General features: G+C 70.8%; 13 protein-coding genes. 9 read left to right on the plus strand and 4 right to left on the minus strand.

What is annotated here, in order from left to right; translation table 11 throughout:
- Positions 1-48 precede the first annotated feature (48 nt).
- The gene (locus tag ACQEVM_RS09180) at positions 49-2,937 is read left to right on the plus strand and encodes a vitamin B12-dependent ribonucleotide reductase (RefSeq protein ID WP_433076747.1); all 2,889 of its coding nucleotides are present in this window, start codon (positions 49-51) and stop codon (positions 2,935-2,937) included.
- Positions 2,938-3,099: 162 nt separating this feature from the next.
- On the opposite strand, the gene ACQEVM_RS09185 is transcribed toward ACQEVM_RS09180, so the two are convergent.
- Complete coding sequence (locus ACQEVM_RS09185) at positions 3,100-4,059, minus strand: DUF1152 domain-containing protein (protein ID WP_433076749.1); 960 nt, start codon at positions 4,057-4,059, stop codon at positions 3,100-3,102.
- 35 nt (positions 4,060-4,094) lie between these two features.
- On the opposite strand from ACQEVM_RS09185, the gene ACQEVM_RS09190 reads away from it, so the two are divergent.
- The 5 genes from ACQEVM_RS09190 to ACQEVM_RS09210 all read left to right on the plus strand — a co-directional run bounded on the left by ACQEVM_RS09190 (position 4,095) and on the right by ACQEVM_RS09210 (position 9,356).
- On the plus strand, positions 4,095-4,958 hold the full coding sequence (locus ACQEVM_RS09190; RefSeq protein WP_433076751.1) for an arylamine N-acetyltransferase family protein: 864 nt from the start codon (positions 4,095-4,097) through the stop codon (positions 4,956-4,958).
- Between the two features lie 32 nt (positions 4,959-4,990).
- Positions 4,991-5,596, plus strand: a complete 606-nt coding sequence (locus ACQEVM_RS09195) for a YdbC family protein (protein ID WP_053676308.1) — start codon at positions 4,991-4,993, stop codon at positions 5,594-5,596.
- A gap of 73 nt (positions 5,597-5,669) precedes the next feature.
- A complete protein-coding gene (locus ACQEVM_RS09200) occupies positions 5,670-6,329 on the plus strand; it encodes a histidine phosphatase family protein (protein ID WP_053676307.1) in 660 nt (219 codons plus the stop codon).
- An 11-nt stretch (positions 6,330-6,340) separates the two neighbouring features.
- Entirely contained in the window at positions 6,341-7,255 is a 915-nt protein-coding gene (locus ACQEVM_RS09205; RefSeq protein ID WP_433076753.1) for an ADP-ribosylglycohydrolase family protein, read from the plus strand.
- Between the two features lie 484 nt (positions 7,256-7,739).
- A complete protein-coding gene (locus ACQEVM_RS09210) occupies positions 7,740-9,356 on the plus strand; it encodes a DUF4153 domain-containing protein (protein ID WP_433076755.1) in 1,617 nt (538 codons plus the stop codon).
- 97 nt (positions 9,357-9,453) lie between these two features.
- Here ACQEVM_RS09210 and ACQEVM_RS09215 read toward each other — a convergent pair whose 3' ends face one another.
- Positions 9,454-11,007: an MFS transporter gene (locus ACQEVM_RS09215; RefSeq protein ID WP_433076757.1), complete on the minus strand. Its 1,554-nt coding sequence runs from the start codon at positions 11,005-11,007 to the stop codon at positions 9,454-9,456.
- A 141-nt stretch (positions 11,008-11,148) separates the two neighbouring features.
- Here ACQEVM_RS09215 and ACQEVM_RS09220 point away from each other — a divergent pair, with 141 nt between their 5' ends.
- From ACQEVM_RS09220 to ACQEVM_RS09230, 3 genes are all read left to right on the plus strand, one after another.
- Entirely contained in the window at positions 11,149-11,751 is a 603-nt protein-coding gene (locus ACQEVM_RS09220) for a TetR/AcrR family transcriptional regulator (protein WP_433076759.1), read from the plus strand.
- Positions 11,752-11,833: 82 nt separating this feature from the next.
- The gene (locus ACQEVM_RS09225) at positions 11,834-12,544 is read left to right on the plus strand and encodes a ribonuclease HII (RefSeq protein ID WP_433076761.1); all 711 of its coding nucleotides are present in this window, start codon (positions 11,834-11,836) and stop codon (positions 12,542-12,544) included.
- Positions 12,545-12,586: 42 nt separating this feature from the next.
- On the plus strand, positions 12,587-13,234 hold the full coding sequence (locus ACQEVM_RS09230) for a hypothetical protein (RefSeq protein ID WP_433076763.1): 648 nt from the start codon (positions 12,587-12,589) through the stop codon (positions 13,232-13,234).
- Between the two features lie 324 nt (positions 13,235-13,558).
- Here ACQEVM_RS09230 and ACQEVM_RS09235 read toward each other — a convergent pair whose 3' ends face one another.
- Positions 13,559-14,188, minus strand: a complete 630-nt coding sequence (locus ACQEVM_RS09235) for a hypothetical protein (RefSeq protein ID WP_433076765.1) — start codon at positions 14,186-14,188, stop codon at positions 13,559-13,561.
- Between the two features lie 214 nt (positions 14,189-14,402).
- Complete coding sequence (locus ACQEVM_RS09240) at positions 14,403-16,562, minus strand: RecQ family ATP-dependent DNA helicase (protein ID WP_433076767.1); 2,160 nt, start codon at positions 16,560-16,562, stop codon at positions 14,403-14,405.
- Between the last annotated feature and the right edge of the window lie 49 nt (positions 16,563-16,611).

Raw genomic sequence — 16,611 nt, forward strand, 5'->3', positions numbered from 1 at the left:
ATAGCGCTGGCACTTTAGGGCGTTTTTGCCCGCATATGGGAGGCGGCCATGACAGAGACGGCGAGCAGCTCGGCACGAGGTTCCCGAGCCAAGGGAACCAAGGCCACCAAGAGCGGCCTGCGGATCGAGCGCATCCACACCACCCCGGGCGTGCACCCGTACGACGAGGTGAGCTGGGAGCGTCGTGACGTCGTCATGACCAACTGGCGCGACGGTTCGGTCAACTTCGAGCAGCGTGGCGTCGAGTTCCCCGACTTCTGGTCGGTGAACGCGGTCAACATCGTCACCAGCAAGTACTTCCGCGGCGCGGTCGGCAGCCCGCAGCGCGAGACCGGTCTGAAGCAGCTCATCGACCGGATCGTGAAGACGTACACGAAGGCCGGCGAGGACTTCGACTACTTCTCCTCGCCCGCGGACGCGGAGATCTTCGAGCACGAGCTGACCTACGCCCTGCTGCACCAGATCTTCAGCTTCAACTCGCCGGTGTGGTTCAACGTCGGCACGCCCCAGCCGCAGCAGGTCTCCGCCTGCTTCATCCTGGCCGTCGACGACTCCATGGAGTCGATCCTCGACTGGTACAAGGAAGAGGGCATGATCTTCAAGGGCGGCTCCGGCGCCGGCCTGAACCTCTCCCGCATCCGCTCCTCCAAGGAGCTCCTCTCCTCCGGCGGCAACGCCTCCGGCCCGGTCTCCTTCATGCGGGGCGCGGACGCGTCCGCGGGAACGATCAAGTCCGGTGGTGCCACCCGTCGCGCCGCCAAGATGGTCGTCCTGGACGTGGACCACCCGGACGTCGAGGACTTCATCGCCACCAAGGTGAAGGAAGAGGAGAAGATCCGCGCCCTGCGCGACGCGGGCTTCGACATGGACCTCGGCGGCGACGACATCACGTCCGTCCAGTACCAGAACGCCAACAACTCCGTCCGCGTGAACGACGAGTTCATGACGGCCGTCGAGAACGGCACCGAGTTCGGCCTGCGGGCCCGCATGACCGGTGAGGTCATCGAGAAGATCGACGCCAAGGCGCTCTTCCGCAAGCTCGCCGAGGCCGCGTGGGCCTGCGCCGACCCGGGCATCCAGTACGACGGTGTGATCAACAACTGGCACACCTGCCCCGAGTCGGGCCGCATCACCGCGTCCAACCCCTGCAGCGAGTACATGCACCTGGACAACACGTCCTGCAACCTCGCCTCGCTGAACCTGATGAAGTTCCTCGACGACGACGGCAAGGGCAACCAGGCCTTCGACGCCGAGCGCTTCGCCAAGGTCGTCGAGCTCGTCATCACCGCGATGGACATCTCCATCTGCTTCGCGGACTTCCCGACCCAGAAGATCGGCGAGAACACCCGCGCCTTCCGTCAGCTGGGCATCGGCTACGCCAACCTCGGCGCACTGCTCATGGCCACGGGCCACGCGTACGACTCGGACGGCGGCCGTACCCTCGCCGCCTCGATCACCTCGCTGATGACCGGCACCGCCTACAAGCGCTCCGCCGAGCTGGCCGCGATCGTCGGTCCGTACGACGGCTACGCCCGCAACGCCGACTCGCACAAGCGCGTCATGAAGCAGCACGCCGACGCCAACACCGTCGCACCGCGCACCCAGGACCTGGACAACTCCATCTGGGCCGCGGCCACCGAGGCCTGGCAGGACGTCCTGCGCCTCGGCGAGAAGAACGGCTTCCGCAACTCCCAGGCCTCCGTCCTCGCGCCGACCGGCACCATCGGTCTGGCGATGTCCTGCGACACCACCGGTGTCGAGCCGGACCTGGCGCTGGTCAAGTTCAAGAAGCTCGTCGGCGGCGGCTCGATGCAGATTGTCAACGGCACCGTCCCGCAGGCCCTGCGCCGCCTGGGCTACCAGGAGGAGCAGATCGAGGCGATCGTCACCCACATCGCCGAGCACGGTGTGGTCGTCGATGCCCCGGGCCTCAAGGCGGAGCACTACTCGGTGTTCGACTGCGCCATGGGCGAGCGCTCCATCTCCGCGATGGGCCACGTCCGCATGATGGCCGCGATCCAGCCCTGGATCTCCGGCGCGATCTCGAAGACGGTCAACATGCCGGAGACGGCGACCGTCGAGGAGATCGAGGAGATCTACTTCGAGGCGTGGAAGCTGGGCGTCAAGGCGCTGGCGATCTACCGCGACAACTGCAAGGTCGGTCAGCCCCTCTCCGCGAAGAAGAAGGAAGCGGAGAAGGTCGAGGTCACCGAGAAGGCCGAGGAGACCATCCGCGCGGCGGTCGAGAAGGTCATCGAGTACCGCCCGGTCCGCAAGCGCCTCCCGAAGGGACGCCCGGGGATCACCACCTCCTTCACGGTTGGTGGCGCCGAGGGCTACATGACGGCGAACTCCTACCCGGACGACGGTCTGGGCGAGGTCTTCCTGAAGATGTCCAAGCAGGGCTCGACCCTCGCGGGCATGATGGACGCCTTCTCCATCGCCGTCTCGGTCGGTCTGCAGTACGGCGTCCCGCTGGAGACGTACGTCTCGAAGTTCACGAACATGCGCTTCGAGCCGGCCGGTATGACGGACGACCCGGACGTGCGGATGGCGCAGTCGATCGTCGACTACATCTTCCGTCGCGTGGCGCTCGACTTCCTGCCCTTCGAGACCCGCTCGGCCCTCGGCATCCACTCCGCCGAGGAGCGTCAGCGTCACCTCGACACCGGTTCCTACGAGCCGCTGGACGACGAGCAGATCGACACCGAGACGCTGGCCCAGTCCGCGCCGCTCGCCGCGGTTCCCGCACCGAAGCCGGTCACGGCCGGAACGGCCGCGGCCCCGAGGACGGCGCACTCCAGCGCCGAACTCGTCGAGATGCAGCTGGGTGTCTCCGCCGACGCCCCGCTGTGCTTCTCCTGCGGTACAAAGATGCAGCGCGCCGGCTCCTGCTACATCTGCGAGGGCTGCGGCTCCACCAGCGGCTGCAGCTGACACCGGACGTGATCGCGCGGGACGGTCGTCCGGCGTGATCCGTGCGGCCGGCTGAGCGATGGCTCGCGAAGGGGATCGACCTGTGGGTCGGTCCCCTTCGACGTGCGCGCGACGACCGGTCCCGGTCCGGCGGCGACGCCTCGGTGCCGGACATCGGGGGCGTCAGTGCGGGATGCTGCGCGCCGGGCGTGTGATCGTCTCGTCCCGGAAGGCCGAGATCTCGGAATGGACCTGCCGCATCAGGTGGGTGTTCTCGATGCGGTCCAGGTAAAGACACCGGGCGGCCAGTCCGGACAGCTCGAACGCGAAACACAGGGACATCAGCGGATTCACGAAGAGTTCGCTGAACCGTGTGCGCCGGGTGAACTGGACGTTCCCGAACTCGCCCCGCACGGCCGCCGCGATCGAGCCGTTCACGATGCTGGGGCGATCCGGGGTCTGGTCCTGGGCGTGGGCGACGGCGTCCACGAACAGCGCGCCCTCACGGGTGGCGCGGGATATCGAGAACGCCCCGAGGTAGGCACCCTCGCGTTCCAGCGCCGCGATGTTCTCCAGCACGAGGGCGTGGCTCACCCCGTGGTGGGCGTCCACACCGAAGCCGACCGAGACGACGAGGCGCTGCGGTACGTCGTCCAGTGCCGCCAGCGCGGCGACGCTGGTCAGATCCTCCTCCGGGGTGCCGAGACCGGCTTCGTCGCCCCGCATGAGGATGTCCGTGCCGCCGTCGACGAGGACCACCGCGTCGATGTCGTGGAGGTCGATCAGTGCCCGATAGGCGGCCCGGAGCGGTTGTACCCCGATGAGGGGGAAGGCGTGGACGGCGGCCGGATAGCCGTGCAGCTTCAGCCATCGGGCCAGGGCGCGTTCCGGGAAGTACGCCTGATGCGGGGCGGTTTCCGGGGTGATCACGGCGACGTCGGGCACGATCCAGTCCTCGGCGGGCAGGCCCGCGAGCGCGCTGAAGGACAGGCTCGCCAGGTGGACCTCCTTGCCCTGGTGGAGGAGGGACAGCGCGATCGGCAGGCCCGCGTACACGTCGAAGCCGCCTCCCGCGCCGGCCACCAGGATCCGCTCGGCATCGGCGAGACGGTCGAAGAGCGGGTTGGTGTGGAGGGCCGTCATGCCGATCATTGTGCGGGGCGCGCCGATCGGGCGCCATGGAGTTCGCGGGGGAGCGGGACGACGTGTGGAGTTCTGAAGAGCTGGACCTGGACGCCTATCTGTCGAGGATCGGTCTGGGAACCGGGGCGGGCGGCAGGGAACTCCGGCCCGACCTGGAGACGTTGTACGCAGTGACCCGGGCGCACATCGCCGCCATTCCCTTCGAGAGCCTGGACGTCACGCTCGGCCGTCCCGTCGCGCTCGACGTCAAGGCACTGCAGGACAAGATCGTGCACGGTCGCCGAGGCGGCTACTGCTACGAACAGAACTCGCTGCTGGCCGCCGCCCTGGAGCGGATCGGCTTCGAGGTCGCCGGGCGCGGGGCCCGCAACCGCACCCGGGGTGACACGCTGCTCGCGGTGACGCACGCCGTTCTCGTCGTCACCGTCGAGGGCGAACCGTGGCTGTGCGACGCCGGGTTCGGCCATCCCGGACCGCGCGAACCCGTACCGCTCGCGCGTACCGGGGTCGAGGTGCGGCAGGGGCAGTGGACGTACGCCGTCTCCGAGGAGGCGGACGGCGTCCTGGTGCTCCGTTCGCTGCGCGGGGAGGAGTGGCGTGACCTGTACGCGTTCTCACCACAGGCCTACCACCCCGTCGACTACGTGGTGCTGAACCACTACAGCTCCTCGCACCCGCACTCCGCGTTCGTCGGCAAGGTCATCGTCCAGTACCCGGGGGACTCCGTGCGCGTGGCTCTCGTGGGGAGGGAACTCACCCGGCTCCATCCGGACGGACGCCTCGCTCGGGAGAGCGTGGCACCGGACGAACTGATCACCGTGCTCGACCGCGAGTTCGGTCTCCGACTGCCTGATCGGGACGCCGACGAACTGGTGCGGATCCTCGGCGCCGAGGACTGACCCGGACCGCGCCTGGCCCGTACGATGGCGCGGTGCTGGTCAAGTGGATTCGCTGCACGGTGACGGACCGACGCGGGTTCGAGCGTGGGCAGCGCAAATGGGCGGGGCTTCCGGGGGAGCCGGGTTTTCGGGGGCAGGGCGGCGGGTGGAGCCGGGGACGGCAAGGCGTCGCGCACGTCTTCGCGTTCTGGGAGAGCCGCTCCTTCTACGATTCCTTCATGGCCCGCTCGCACGACAGGCTGGCCGCGTCCCAGAACGGCACCTTCACCGACGCGCGGGTCACGCTCTTCGATCACCGCTTCGACGTGAAGACCGGTTTCGAGCCGCGCTTCTCGGACGCCGATGTCGTCCGGGTCGCCCACACCCGGGTACGTGAGGGCCGCGTGGATCACTTCGCGCTCATGCAGGAGAAGGTGTGGAACCCGGCCATGGCCGGCTCGCCCGGCATGATCCGGGGCCTCTTCGGGGAGGCCCCGGGCCGCGAGTTCCTGGTGTTGTCGATGTGGCGCGCGGCCGCCGAACACGGAAAGTACCGACAGGAGCGGGTGGAGCGGCTGTCGCTGCGGGCCCAGACCGAGGCCGACGTGGAGGCGCTCACGGGAGACGTCGTCGACCTCGAACCCTCCTGGACGGTATGACCGTACGACGAACGCCAGGCGTGAGCGGCGAGCCCGGTGCGCGGGGGACGAGATGTCCGAATAGGGTCGTGGGATGGTTCGACCACGGCGCATCGTCCTTGTTCGACACGGGGAGTCGGAGGGGAACGCCGACGACACGGTGTACGAGCGGGAGCCCGACCATGCCCTGCGCCTGACCCGGACCGGCCGGGAACAGGCCGCCGAGGCGGGCGTACGGCTGCGCGAACTCTTCGGCGACGAGTCGATCAGTGCCTACGTCTCCCCGTACCGCAGGACCCTGCAGACCTTCCGTGAGCTGCGGTTGGACCCCACCCGGGTCCGGATGCGCGAGGAGCCCCGACTGAGGGAACAGGACTGGGGCAACTGGCAGGACCGTGACGACGTGCGGTTGCAGAAGGCGTACCGGGACGCCTACGGGCACTTCTTCTACCGATTCGCCCAGGGCGAATCGGGTGCGGACGTCTACGATCGGGTCGGCTCCTTCCTGGAAAGCCTCTACCGCAGCTTCGAGGCCGAGGATCACCCGGAGAACGTTCTGGTGGTGACCCACGGGCTGACGATGCGGCTGTTCTGCATGCGCTGGTTCCACTGGTCGGTGGCCGAGTTCGAGTGCCTGTCCAACCCCGGGAACGGGGAATTTCGCGCGCTGCTGCTCGGCTCGGACGGCCGGTACCGCATGGACCGCCCATTTGAACGGTGGACCACACCCGAGCCTTATGACCTGGACGGCTAGAGTGGCGCGCAATGACCGCTGACTCCTCTTCCGAAAGGCGCTACGCACGCGCCATGTCCAGCCTCCGAGGGCTGGCACTGGGTGACGCTCTGGGCTCCCAGTACTTCGTTCCCGTGAACTATCCACGGCTCAAGCGGCGTGAGGTCCCCGCCGGCACCGAGCCCTGGCAATGGACCGACGACACCGAGATGGCCTGCTCCGTGGTGGCCGTGCTCGCCGAGCACGGGCGCATCGACCAGGACGCGCTCGCGCTGTCCTTCGCCCACCACCACGACTTCGACCGCGGCTACGGGCCCGCCGTGAACCGGATGCTGCGGCTGATCCGAGAAGGCGCGGACTGGCGCACGCAAGCGGCCGAACTGTTCAACGGCCAGGGTTCGTGGGGCAACGGGGCCGCCATGCGGATCGCGCCTCTGGGGGCCTGGTACGCGGACGACCCCGAGCAGGCCACGCACCAGGCCGAGATCTCCGCCTACACCACCCACCAGCACCGCGAGGCGGTCTGCGGAGCGATGGCCGTCGCCGCGGCCGCCTCGCTGGCGGCGGCTTCGGCCGGCCCGCCGAAGGCAGCCGACCTGTTGGACGGGGTGATCGCGTTGGTGCCGCGCAGTGCGGTCAGTGCCGGACTGCGACGGGCGCGCGGCATGCTCGACTACGACGACGCGACCACGGTCGCGGCGGTCCTGGGGTGTGGGCGGCGCACGAGTGCCCACGACACGGTGCCGTTCGCGCTGTGGTCGGCGGCCCGGTCGCTGGACGACTACGAGCGGGCGTTCTGGACCACCGCGCAGGTGGGCGGGGACGTGGACACGACGTGCGCGATCGTCGGCGGAGTACTGGGCGCGCGGGGGGACGCGGTGTTGCCGGCGGCGTGGCGCTCGCGCACCGAGGCCCTTCCCGCGTGGTTGCCTGACGCGGCGCGCTAGGTACGGATCTTCCGGGTCGAGGGCGCCCGAGTACCTCTGGTACTCGGGCGCCCTTCGCGTTCTCCCGCCGAAGGGTGGTGCCTGTGCCCCGTGCCCCGCCCGGCGCGCGGGGGCGGCTCCGGTTTGTCACGGTCCTGACACAAGGCCTTCTTGAATATGTTCAAAACTGCCTGGCCTCGGCCTACTCTGTGCGCTTCGCCGCTCTCAACTCCCGCACTCCGGGGGCGGCTGACAGGGGAGGGACCTGATGTCTGAGAACGCCGACAAGGCGAAACGCGCTGCCACCGGAGGCGAGGCCGAGCGATCCGCGGAGCCCGGGGCCGGGACAGGTGCGCCGAGCGCCGGGGCTCCCGTCGTGGGGTCTTCGGCGGCCACCACCCGTGGAACCGATCCGGCTCAGGGCACCGCTCCGGTCCACGCCGCGAGCCCCGGTCCCGGCCCCGCGGCCCCGCCTGCCCCTCCCGGTTCGCCGGGCTTCGACTCCATGGCCTGGCACATCTGGGTGGCCCAGCAGCAGGGCCCGCGATGGCAGCAGGCCCAGGCCCAGGCTCAGGCCGCGGCCCAGGCCCAGGCCCAGGCCCAGGCTCAGGCCGCGGCCGCGGCGCGGGCGCAGGCGTCGTTGACCCGGCGGGTCCGGTCCGCGCGGCCCGCTCCGATCCGCACCGCCACCCTGGTCGCCGTGCTCGTCGCCGGTCTCGCCACGGCGGTCTTCCTCGGCGACGGCGTCGGCCCCGGTCTCCTCCTCGCCGCGCTGCCCGCCATGGTCGCCGCGTACGTCGCCGCCCGTGCGGCCGGCCGTACGATCCGACCCTGGACCGTGGTCTGGTCCCTGGGCTGCGTGGCCCTGCTCGCCGTCCCGGCCCTGCGCGACTCCGCCTGGCCGTCCACGCTCGCCGTCCTCGCCGCCGTCTCGTTGGCCGCGCTGGCCCTGCACGGAACCCGCCGCTGGCCGGGCGTGCTGCTCAGCCCGCTCGGCTTCGTCGACGCCGCGGTCACGGGCGTCGGCTGGGCCTGGGAAGGGGTGCGTTCGCGCGGCGGAGGCGCGGCCCGTACGCGTTGGCTCCCCATCGCCAAGGCGACGGTCGTGGCCGTCGTCCTCCTGTTCGTGTTCGGGGCGCTGTTCGCCTCGGCCGACGCGGCCTTCGCCGACCTGCTGGGCGGTCTGACCCCGGACATCTCCGTCGGGGAGAGCCCGTTCCGCGTCGTCCTGTTCCTGGTGGGCGCGCTCTGCGCCCTGTCGGTCGCCCGGACCGCCGCCGCTCCGCTGCGCTGGGACCGCATCTCGACGACACCGGGCAAGCCGCGCTCCCGCGTGGAGTGGGCGCTTCCGCTCGTCGTGCTCAACCTGCTGTTCGCGGGGTTCATCGCGGTGCAACTGGCCGTCCTGTTCGGCGGATACGACAAGGTCCTGGACCGTACGGGCCTGACCTACGCCGAGTACGCCCGCCAGGGCTTCTGGCAGTTGCTCTGGGCCACCGTGTTCGTTCTGGCCGTCATCGCGCTCGCCCTGCGCTGGGCACCCCGCGGCGGTCCGGGCGACCGCCGCTTCGTCCGAGTGGTCCTGGGCACCCTGTGCGTGTTGACACTGGTCGTGGTCGCCTCCGCGGTGCGCCGGATGGACCTTTATGTGGATGCGTACGGGCTGACCCGGCTGCGACTGTCGGTGGTCACCGTGGAACTGTGGCTCGGGCTCGTGATCGTGCTGCTCATGGCGGCCGGCGCGTTCGGCGGGCGTTGGCTGGCCCGTGCGGTGGCCGGTAGTGCCGCCGCGACCGTCCTGGCCTTCGGGCTGATGTCCCCGGACGGGATCATCGCCGAGACGAACGTCGCCCGGTACACGTCGGACAAGAAGATCGACGTGGAGTACTTCCGCCATCTGTCGGCCGATGCGGCACCCGCCCTGGACCGCCTGCCCGAACCCCGGCGCTCCTGCGCCCTGATCGGCGTCCGCGACGACCTGGCGGAGTCCGAGGGCGCGCCCTGGTTCGCGACGAGCCTGGCGCAGTCCCGAGCCCGCCGCATCCTCGACGCGCGCCCGGTCACGGCCACCGCCCACGACTGCGTACGGCTCGGCCTGTACGGCGGTCGCAGCGAGTACTGACAGTCGTACTGATACCCGTACCGAACGCGTACGAAGGAGAAGCCGGGGGAGGGCCGCCGTGCCGCGTGGCACCCGGCGGCCCTTCGTCGGGCCGTGCTCAGCCCGCGGGGCCGGCCTTCTCGGCGGTTCCGTTGAGGGCCTCCAGGTCGCTCTTGCGCACCCGGATCACCAACAGTGCCGTGGCCAGGGCGAGCCCGGCCATTGCCACGGCGGCGATGAACGCGGTCGAGATGCCCAGGGTGAGGACGATGTCGCCCCACGGGTCGGGCAGCCGACCGGTCGCCTTGAAGGCCGCCAGTTGCTCCGGCTCCGCCTGCGCCAGGAACGTGGGGACCTGCCTTTCGGCCTCGTTTCGCCCGGCCGTGCCGAAGACGGTCACCAGGATGGACAGACCGAGCGAGCCCCCGACCTGCTGGGCGGCGTTGAGCAGTCCGGAGGCAGCGCCGGCCTCCTGCGGCGCCACCCCGGAGACGGCGGTGAGGGTGAGGGTCACGAAGTTGAGCCCCATGCCGAACCCGAAGAGGAGCATCGGGCCCAACACCCCTGACACGTAGGAACTGTCCGTCCGGATGAACGTCAGCCAGGTCAGGCCCGCGCCGGTGAGCGCGGACCCGAGGACCATGAAGGGCTTGGGCCCGAATCGCGGCAGGAAGCGTTGCGAGAGTCCGGCGGCCGTCACGATGGCGACGGTGACCGGCAGGAAGCCGAGTCCGGAACGGATCGGGGAGAAGCCGAGCACGTTCTGCACGAACTGGACGATGAAGAAGAACATGCCGAACATCGCGGCCGCGAGGCCGAGCATGATCACGTAGGTGCCGGCGCGGTTGCGGTCGGCGAACATCCTCAGCGGGATGATCGGTTCACGTGCCCGCGATTCGACGAGCACGAACAACCCCAGGAGCACGACGGCGGCGGTGAAGGAGGCGAGGGTGAGCGCGTCGCGCCAACCGTCCTCCGACGCGCGGATGAAGCCGTAGACGAGGGAGGCCATGCCGCCGGTGGACGTGAGGGCGCCGGCGATGTCGAAGCGGCCGGGATGACGTTCGGACTCGCTGATGTAGAGCGGCGCGAGGACGGCGATCAGGATGCCGATCGGCACGTTGACGAAGAGGACCCAACGCCAGTCGAGCCACTCGGTGAGCATGCCGCCCGTCAACAGGCCGATCGCGCCGCCGCCCGCCGAGACGGCGGCGAACACGCCGAAGGCGCGGTTGCGCTCGGGGCCTTCGGCGAAGGTCGTGGTGATCAGGGCGAGCGAGGTCGGTGAGGCGATTGCCCCGCCGACTCCCTGGAGGGCGCGGGCCGCCAGCAGTTGCCAGGGCTCCTGGGCGAAGCCGCCGAGGAGCGAGGCGAGGGTGAAGAGCAGGATGCCGGTGATGAAGACGCGCCGCCGCCCCAGGATGTCGCCGGCCCTGCCACCGAGCAACAGCAGGCCGCCGAAGGCCAGGGTGTACGCGCTGATCACCCACGACAGGTCGGTGGTGGAGAAGGAGAGCGCGGTCTGGATGTGGGGGAGCGCGATGTTCACGATCGTCGCGTCGAGAACCACCATGAGCTGGCAGGCGGCGATGACCGCGAGTGCCACTCCCGGGCGCCCGGGATGTCGGGCGGCGCCGGGTATTCGGGGCGTGGCCAGTTGAGTGCTTGTCACCGAGGATCCCCCCAAAGTGAAATAGTGAACGCATCCGTTCACTGCGGGTCCACGGTAGGAGTCGGCACTTAGTGAACACAAGCGTTCACTAAGGCTGAAAATTCGTGCGACGGACGCACGGGGCGGTGGGGGGTGTGGGGCATGACGGGTTCACGCTGGTCGAAGGCTGCGCCGGGGCGCAGGCGGGGGCCGGAACTCGAAAGGGCGATTCTCGACGCGGCCCTGGAGCAGTTGAGCACCGTCGGGTGGAACGCGCTCACGATGGAGGCCGTCGCGGCGGGCGCGCGCACCGGGAAGGCGGCCGTCTATCGGCGCTGGCCGTCGAAGGCGGAACTCGTCGTGGAGGTGCTGCGGGCCGGATTGCCTTCACTGGGTGAGATCGAGGATCACGGATCGATTCGTGAGGATCTCCACCGTCTGTGTGTGCGGATGCGTGACGTGATGAGGTCGCGAGCCGGTGAGGCCCTGCGCGCGGTGCTTCACGAATGTGATCACGTCCATGCCGATCGCTTTCGGGGGGTGATCTGGAAGGGGTTGCACGAACCCGCCCAAGACCTGATCCGGGACCTGGTGGAGCGCGGAATCAAGCGGGGTGACGTACGTGATGACGCGGCGGCTCCCTTCGTCACCGACGTGATCCCGGCCATGTTCATGTATCGCGCAAAGGTGTACGGAAGCGAATGGGAGGACCCCGACATCGCCGAACTGATCGACCGCGTCATGGTGCCGATGCTCAGGCCCTGAACCGGCCGGGCGGTCGCGCCGCGCGCCCCGGCCCGGGGCGGGGTGTGCAGGGGGCGCGGGGCGGCGTAACCTTGCTGGCGCCATGCCGTACGAAGCACCCACCCACGCCGTCGAACGCTCCCTCCGTGCAACCACCGGCGCCAAGGTCATAGCCGGGGTCGACGAAGTCGGACGAGGGGCCTGGGCCGGACCAGTCACCGTGTGCGCGGCGGTCACCGGCCTGCGCCGGCCGCCCGCGGGACTCACCGACTCCAAACTGCTCACCCCCAAGCGACGCGACGCGCTCCTCGACGTCCTGGAGGACTGGGTCACCGCGCATGCTCTCGGGCATGCCTCTCCCGAGGAGATCGACGCGCTCGGGATGACGGCGGCCCTGCGGCTCGCCGCGGTGCGAGCCCTGGAGTCCCTGCCGGTGCGGCCCGACGCGGTGATCCTCGACGGCAAGCACGACTACCTCGGTTCGCCCTGGCGGGTCCGCACGGTGATCAAGGGAGACCAGTCCTGCGTCGCCGTCGCCGCCGCCTCCGTGATCGCCAAGGTCCGGCGCGACCGGATGATGGCCGACCTGGCCGAACAGGGCGGCGGAATCGAGGACTTCGCCTTCGCCGCGAACGCCGGCTACCCCTCGCCCGTACATCGCGCGGCGCTGGAGGAGCTGGGGCCCACCCCGTACCACCGGCTCTCGTGGTCGTACCTCGACGCGCTGCCCCGCTGGCGGCACCTCAAAAAGGTGCGTCGCAGCGAGGAGAGCGTGGAGCTGGAAAACGGAGGCCAACTCGGGTTCGATTTCTGATCGCGTCCACGTGCCACCCGCCGGTACGTTTCGTACCGGTGTTTGAAAGATGTCAACTCAAGCCTCTCAACCGAGGAGCCTCAGATTCACGAGAGTGCCCAGGGTCCCCGCGTCACGCCGGCCGCGAGCCGCACCGCGCAGACCCCCCGCCCCGTACCTGGTCCGCGTCCCGCCGCCGTACCCCGGCCCGGACGCCCCGGTCCCGTCCGACCCGCCCCGCCCGCGCAGCGCGCGGCGCAGGCCGCCCCCGGACCCGTTCCCGCGGCCCCCGAGGCCACCGTCCCGTCCGTCTCCGAGGCGGTCCCGCAGGTCCAGCTGATCCCGGCATCCGCCGAGGGCGCGCTGGACGCGGCCGAGGAGGCCGTGGACCTGCTGCTCGACACCGGGCGCGCGCCCGGCGACATCCTGGTGCTCACCACCGGCGACCCGCACCCGTGGGCCGCGCACGAACTGTCCTTCGGCGAGGCCGCGTACTGGGCCCAGCACGACGCCGGGGACGACGTCTTCTACGCGGACGCGGCGCAGGTCCAGCGCGCCGCCGGCCGCCCCGTCGTGGTCATCGCGGTCAACGGGGGATCGGTCGAGGACGCCGCCCGCACGCTGCCGGTCGCACTCACCCGGGCCGGCACGCTGCTGATCGTGTGCGGCGACGCGCAGCGGTTCAACTCGCTGCTGGGCGCGGGCGTCTGACGCCCGCCTGTCGGTACGGACGGGGGCGGGGCATGCCGTGAGGCGGCCCCGCTGAAGTCCGAGGTCCCACCCGCCGCACGCCCGGTTCCTCGGGCGCGGCCGTGAGGGTTGCCCGTGGGTGACGTGTGCGCACGCACCCCGGACGGCCTTGTCGTGCCGGGTGGGTCGCGTCGTACGCCCGTCCGCGTGCGCGCACCCCACCGGGCCGCAGGCCACTGGTCTGTGAACCGGTGGGGTCCGCGCACGCGGCGTAGGCGGACCCGATCGAGGCTGTACGGGTCCCGCGGGCCCCCGCCGGCGGTGCGCCTGTCAGTGGTGCGCCTGTCAGCGCGCGGCGGTGCGTCGCAGCGCCTCGGCCGCGCCGCCGCCGGTGCGCAGGCTCATCGGGGCGAACTCCGCCACGGTCGAGCCCAGCCGCTCCGGCCGGGAGCCCGATCCGGGCCGCCGCCCGCCACGGTCCTCGCCCAGGACCTGCCAGCCGCCCGGGGTCAGCGTGATGTAGGCGCCACAACGCAGCCCGTGCAGGGTGCAGGCGTCCCGCAACCCCCACATCCAGGCCCCGTCCTCCTCGGTCCACCGCTCGTCGCCGTCACGGCAGTACATCAGCACCGCCGTCCGCACCGGCGTCCGTCGACGCAGGTCGTGTGGCAGCACCCGGCGCAACCGCGACAGCAGGGCGTTGCGGTACTCCCAGCCGTCGGCCGAGGCCGACCGCTGGACGAACGATGCGCTGGCGACCAGGCGTTCGTCGGGACCGAGGACGGCGATCACCGCGGTGGTCGGCACCGGACCGTGCCGGGCGTGCAGACCGGTGACGATCTCGCGGGGATTGGTCAGCAGGGGCACCCCCGCCGACGTCCACTCGGCCGGTTCGAGAAGTCTTCCGTGCCGGATGGCGCCGCCGGTGGCCGTTGTCAGGGACGTGGTGGAGGTCGGGGCGAAACCGAAGGTCACGGTCCTCCCTTCGGGTACACGCCCGCGTACGGGCACGGCTGGGATGCGGGCGCGCCGCAGCACGGCCCTGGAGAGTGCCGGCGAGCCGAGCGGGAGCACTCCGATTCTCGCGTGGCCCGCGAGGATGGGGCAATGAGCATTTGAGGCTGCCGACCGGAATTCGCCGGTATGCCGCTCATATCCTTGCCCCGCCACGCCGAAGATGACGCATCCGTTACGGCTGAAGCGCGAGTACCAGCGGAAACACCCCCTTCGCGCCGGCACGGCGGAGCAGCCTGGCAGCCACCGCGAGCGTCCAACCGCTCTCCGCGCGGTCGTCCACGAGGAGAACCGGACCCGGAGTCTCGGCCAGCGTCGCCGCGAGGGCCGGAGGCACCGTCAAGGCCTGGTGGAGTCCCCGAACGCGTTGGGCACTGTTCGACGAAGGCAAGCCGAACTCCGGTGCCTGGTCGGTGTACGCGAGCGAGCCCAGCAACGGCATCCGCCCGATCTCCGCGATCCGCGCGGCGAGCGAGCCGACCAGCTGGGGGCGCGAGCGCGACGGCAGGCAGACCACACCCGCCGGACGGGCGGGGGCGTCCGCGGTCCCGGAGGCCCAGCCGCCCGGCCCCCGCGCCCAGTCGGCCAAGACGGCCACCACGGCCTGCGCGACATCGTCCGGGACGGGCTGGTCGGGAGCCTGGGGGGCGAGCATGGGGCGGAGTCGGTTGCCCCAGCCGATGTCGGAGAGGCGGCCCAGGGCCCGGCCGGTGGCGGACTGCTCCCCGGCGGGGATCCGGCCCTTGAGGTCCACGCCCACCGCCACGAGCCCGGTCGGCCACATCTTGCGCGGCTCCAGTTCCACGCCCGGACGCCCCAACTCGCCTCGGGCTGTGTCCAGGGCCGTGCCGGAGACCTCGGCGGTGAACCGGGCCCCGGCGCAGTTGTCGCAGCGCCCGCAGGGTGCCGCCTCCTCGTCGTCGAGCTGGCGGCGCAGGAACTCCATGCGGCAGCCGTCGGTCGCCGCGTAGTCGCGCATGGCCTGCTGCTCGGCGGAACGCTGCCGCGCCACCCACGCGTAGCGCTCGGCGTCGTACGCCCACGGTTCTCCCGTCGAGGTCCAACCGCCCTTGACCCGGTGCACCGCGCCATCCACGTCGAGCACCTTGAGCATCGTCTCCAGGCGGGTACGGCGCAGATCGACCAGCGGTTCCAGGGCGGGCAGCGACAGCGGGCGGCCCGCCTGGGCCAGTACGTCGAGGGTGCGGCGGACCTGCTCCTCCGGCGGGAAGGCCACGGACGCGAAGTACTGCCAGATGGCCTCGTCCTCCCGACCCGGCAGCAACAGGACCTCGGCGTGCTCCACACCGCGGCCGGCGCGGCCCACCTGCTGGTAGTACGCGATGGGGGAGGAGGGCGACCCCAGGTGCACCACGAAGCCCAGGTCGGGCTTGTCGAAGCCCATCCCCAGGGCCGAGGTGGCCACCAGCGCCTTGACCCGGTTGGCCTGGAGATCGTTCTCCGCCTGCTCGCGGTCGGCGTTCTCGGTCTTGCCGGTGTACGAGGAGACGGTGTGACCGCGGTGGCGCAGGTAGGCGGTCACCTCCTCGGCCGCGGCCACCGTCAGGGTGTAGATGATCCCGGACCCGGGCAGGTCGGTGAGGTGGTCGGCGAGCCACGCCAACCGGTGCGCGGCGTCGGGCAGGGCGAGCACCGCGAGGCTCAGGCTCTCCCGGTCCAGCGCGCCCCGCAGCACGAGCGCGTCCGTGCCGGCGCCGGTGCCCAGTTGCTCCGCGACGTCGGCGGTCACCCGGGCATTGGCCGTGGCGGTCGTGGCCAGCACGGGAACCCCCGGCGGGAGATCGGCCAGCATCGTGCGCAGCCTGCGGTAGTCGGGGCGGAAATCGTGGCCCCAGTCCGAGATGCAGTGGGCCTCGTCGACCACGAGGAGGCCCGTGGCGGCCGAGAGCTTGGGGAGGACCTGGTCGCGGAAGTCCGGGTTGTTGAGTCGCTCGGGGCTCACCAGCAGGACATCGACCTCGCCGGCCGCGACCTCGGCCTGGATGCCCTCCCACTCCTCCGGGTTGGCCGAGTTGATCGTGCGGGCGCGGATGCCGGCCCGGGCGGCGGCCTCGACCTGATTGCGCATCAGCGCGAGCAGCGGCGAGACGATCACGGTGGGGCCGGCGCCGCTCGCCCGCAGGAGGGAAGTGGCGACGAAGTACACGGCGGACTTGCCCCACCCCGTCCGCTGCACCACCAGCGCCCGTCGCTTGTGCGCGACGAGGGCCTCGATCGCCCGCCACTGGTCCTCGCGCAGCCGAGCGGTGCCCGTCGGATCGCCCACCAGGCGGGCGAGTACGGAATCGGCTGAGGACCTCAGGTCTGGGTTCATGCCCCCCATGCAACCTGATGGCGCCGACATCGCGCCAATGCCGGCCCCG

The sequence above is a fragment of the Streptomyces sp. CA-243310 genome (assembly GCF_050936775.1).
Classification (GTDB): Bacteria; Actinomycetota; Actinomycetes; order Streptomycetales; family Streptomycetaceae; genus Streptomyces.

Excerpts from the sequence above, each read along its gene's own strand:
- ACQEVM_RS09200 (WP_053676307.1), top strand. The coding sequence starts at position 5,670 with ATGGTTCGACCACGGCGCATCGTCCTTGTTCGACACGGGGAGTCGGAG.
- ACQEVM_RS09190 (WP_433076751.1), top strand. The coding sequence starts at position 4,095 with ATGGAGTTCGCGGGGGAGCGGGACGACGTGTGGAGTTCTGAAGAGCTG.
- ACQEVM_RS09180 (WP_433076747.1), top strand. The coding sequence starts at position 49 with ATGACAGAGACGGCGAGCAGCTCGGCACGAGGTTCCCGAGCCAAGGGA.
- ACQEVM_RS09220 (WP_433076759.1), top strand. The coding sequence starts at position 11,149 with ATGACGGGTTCACGCTGGTCGAAGGCTGCGCCGGGGCGCAGGCGGGGG.
- ACQEVM_RS09225 (WP_433076761.1), top strand. The coding sequence starts at position 11,834 with ATGCCGTACGAAGCACCCACCCACGCCGTCGAACGCTCCCTCCGTGCA.
- ACQEVM_RS09205 (WP_433076753.1), top strand. The coding sequence starts at position 6,341 with ATGACCGCTGACTCCTCTTCCGAAAGGCGCTACGCACGCGCCATGTCC.
- ACQEVM_RS09185 (WP_433076749.1), bottom strand. The coding sequence starts at position 4,059 with ATGACGGCCCTCCACACCAACCCGCTCTTCGACCGTCTCGCCGATGCC.
- ACQEVM_RS09210 (WP_433076755.1), top strand. The coding sequence starts at position 7,740 with ATGGCCTGGCACATCTGGGTGGCCCAGCAGCAGGGCCCGCGATGGCAG.
- ACQEVM_RS09240 (WP_433076767.1), bottom strand. The coding sequence starts at position 16,562 with ATGAACCCAGACCTGAGGTCCTCAGCCGATTCCGTACTCGCCCGCCTG.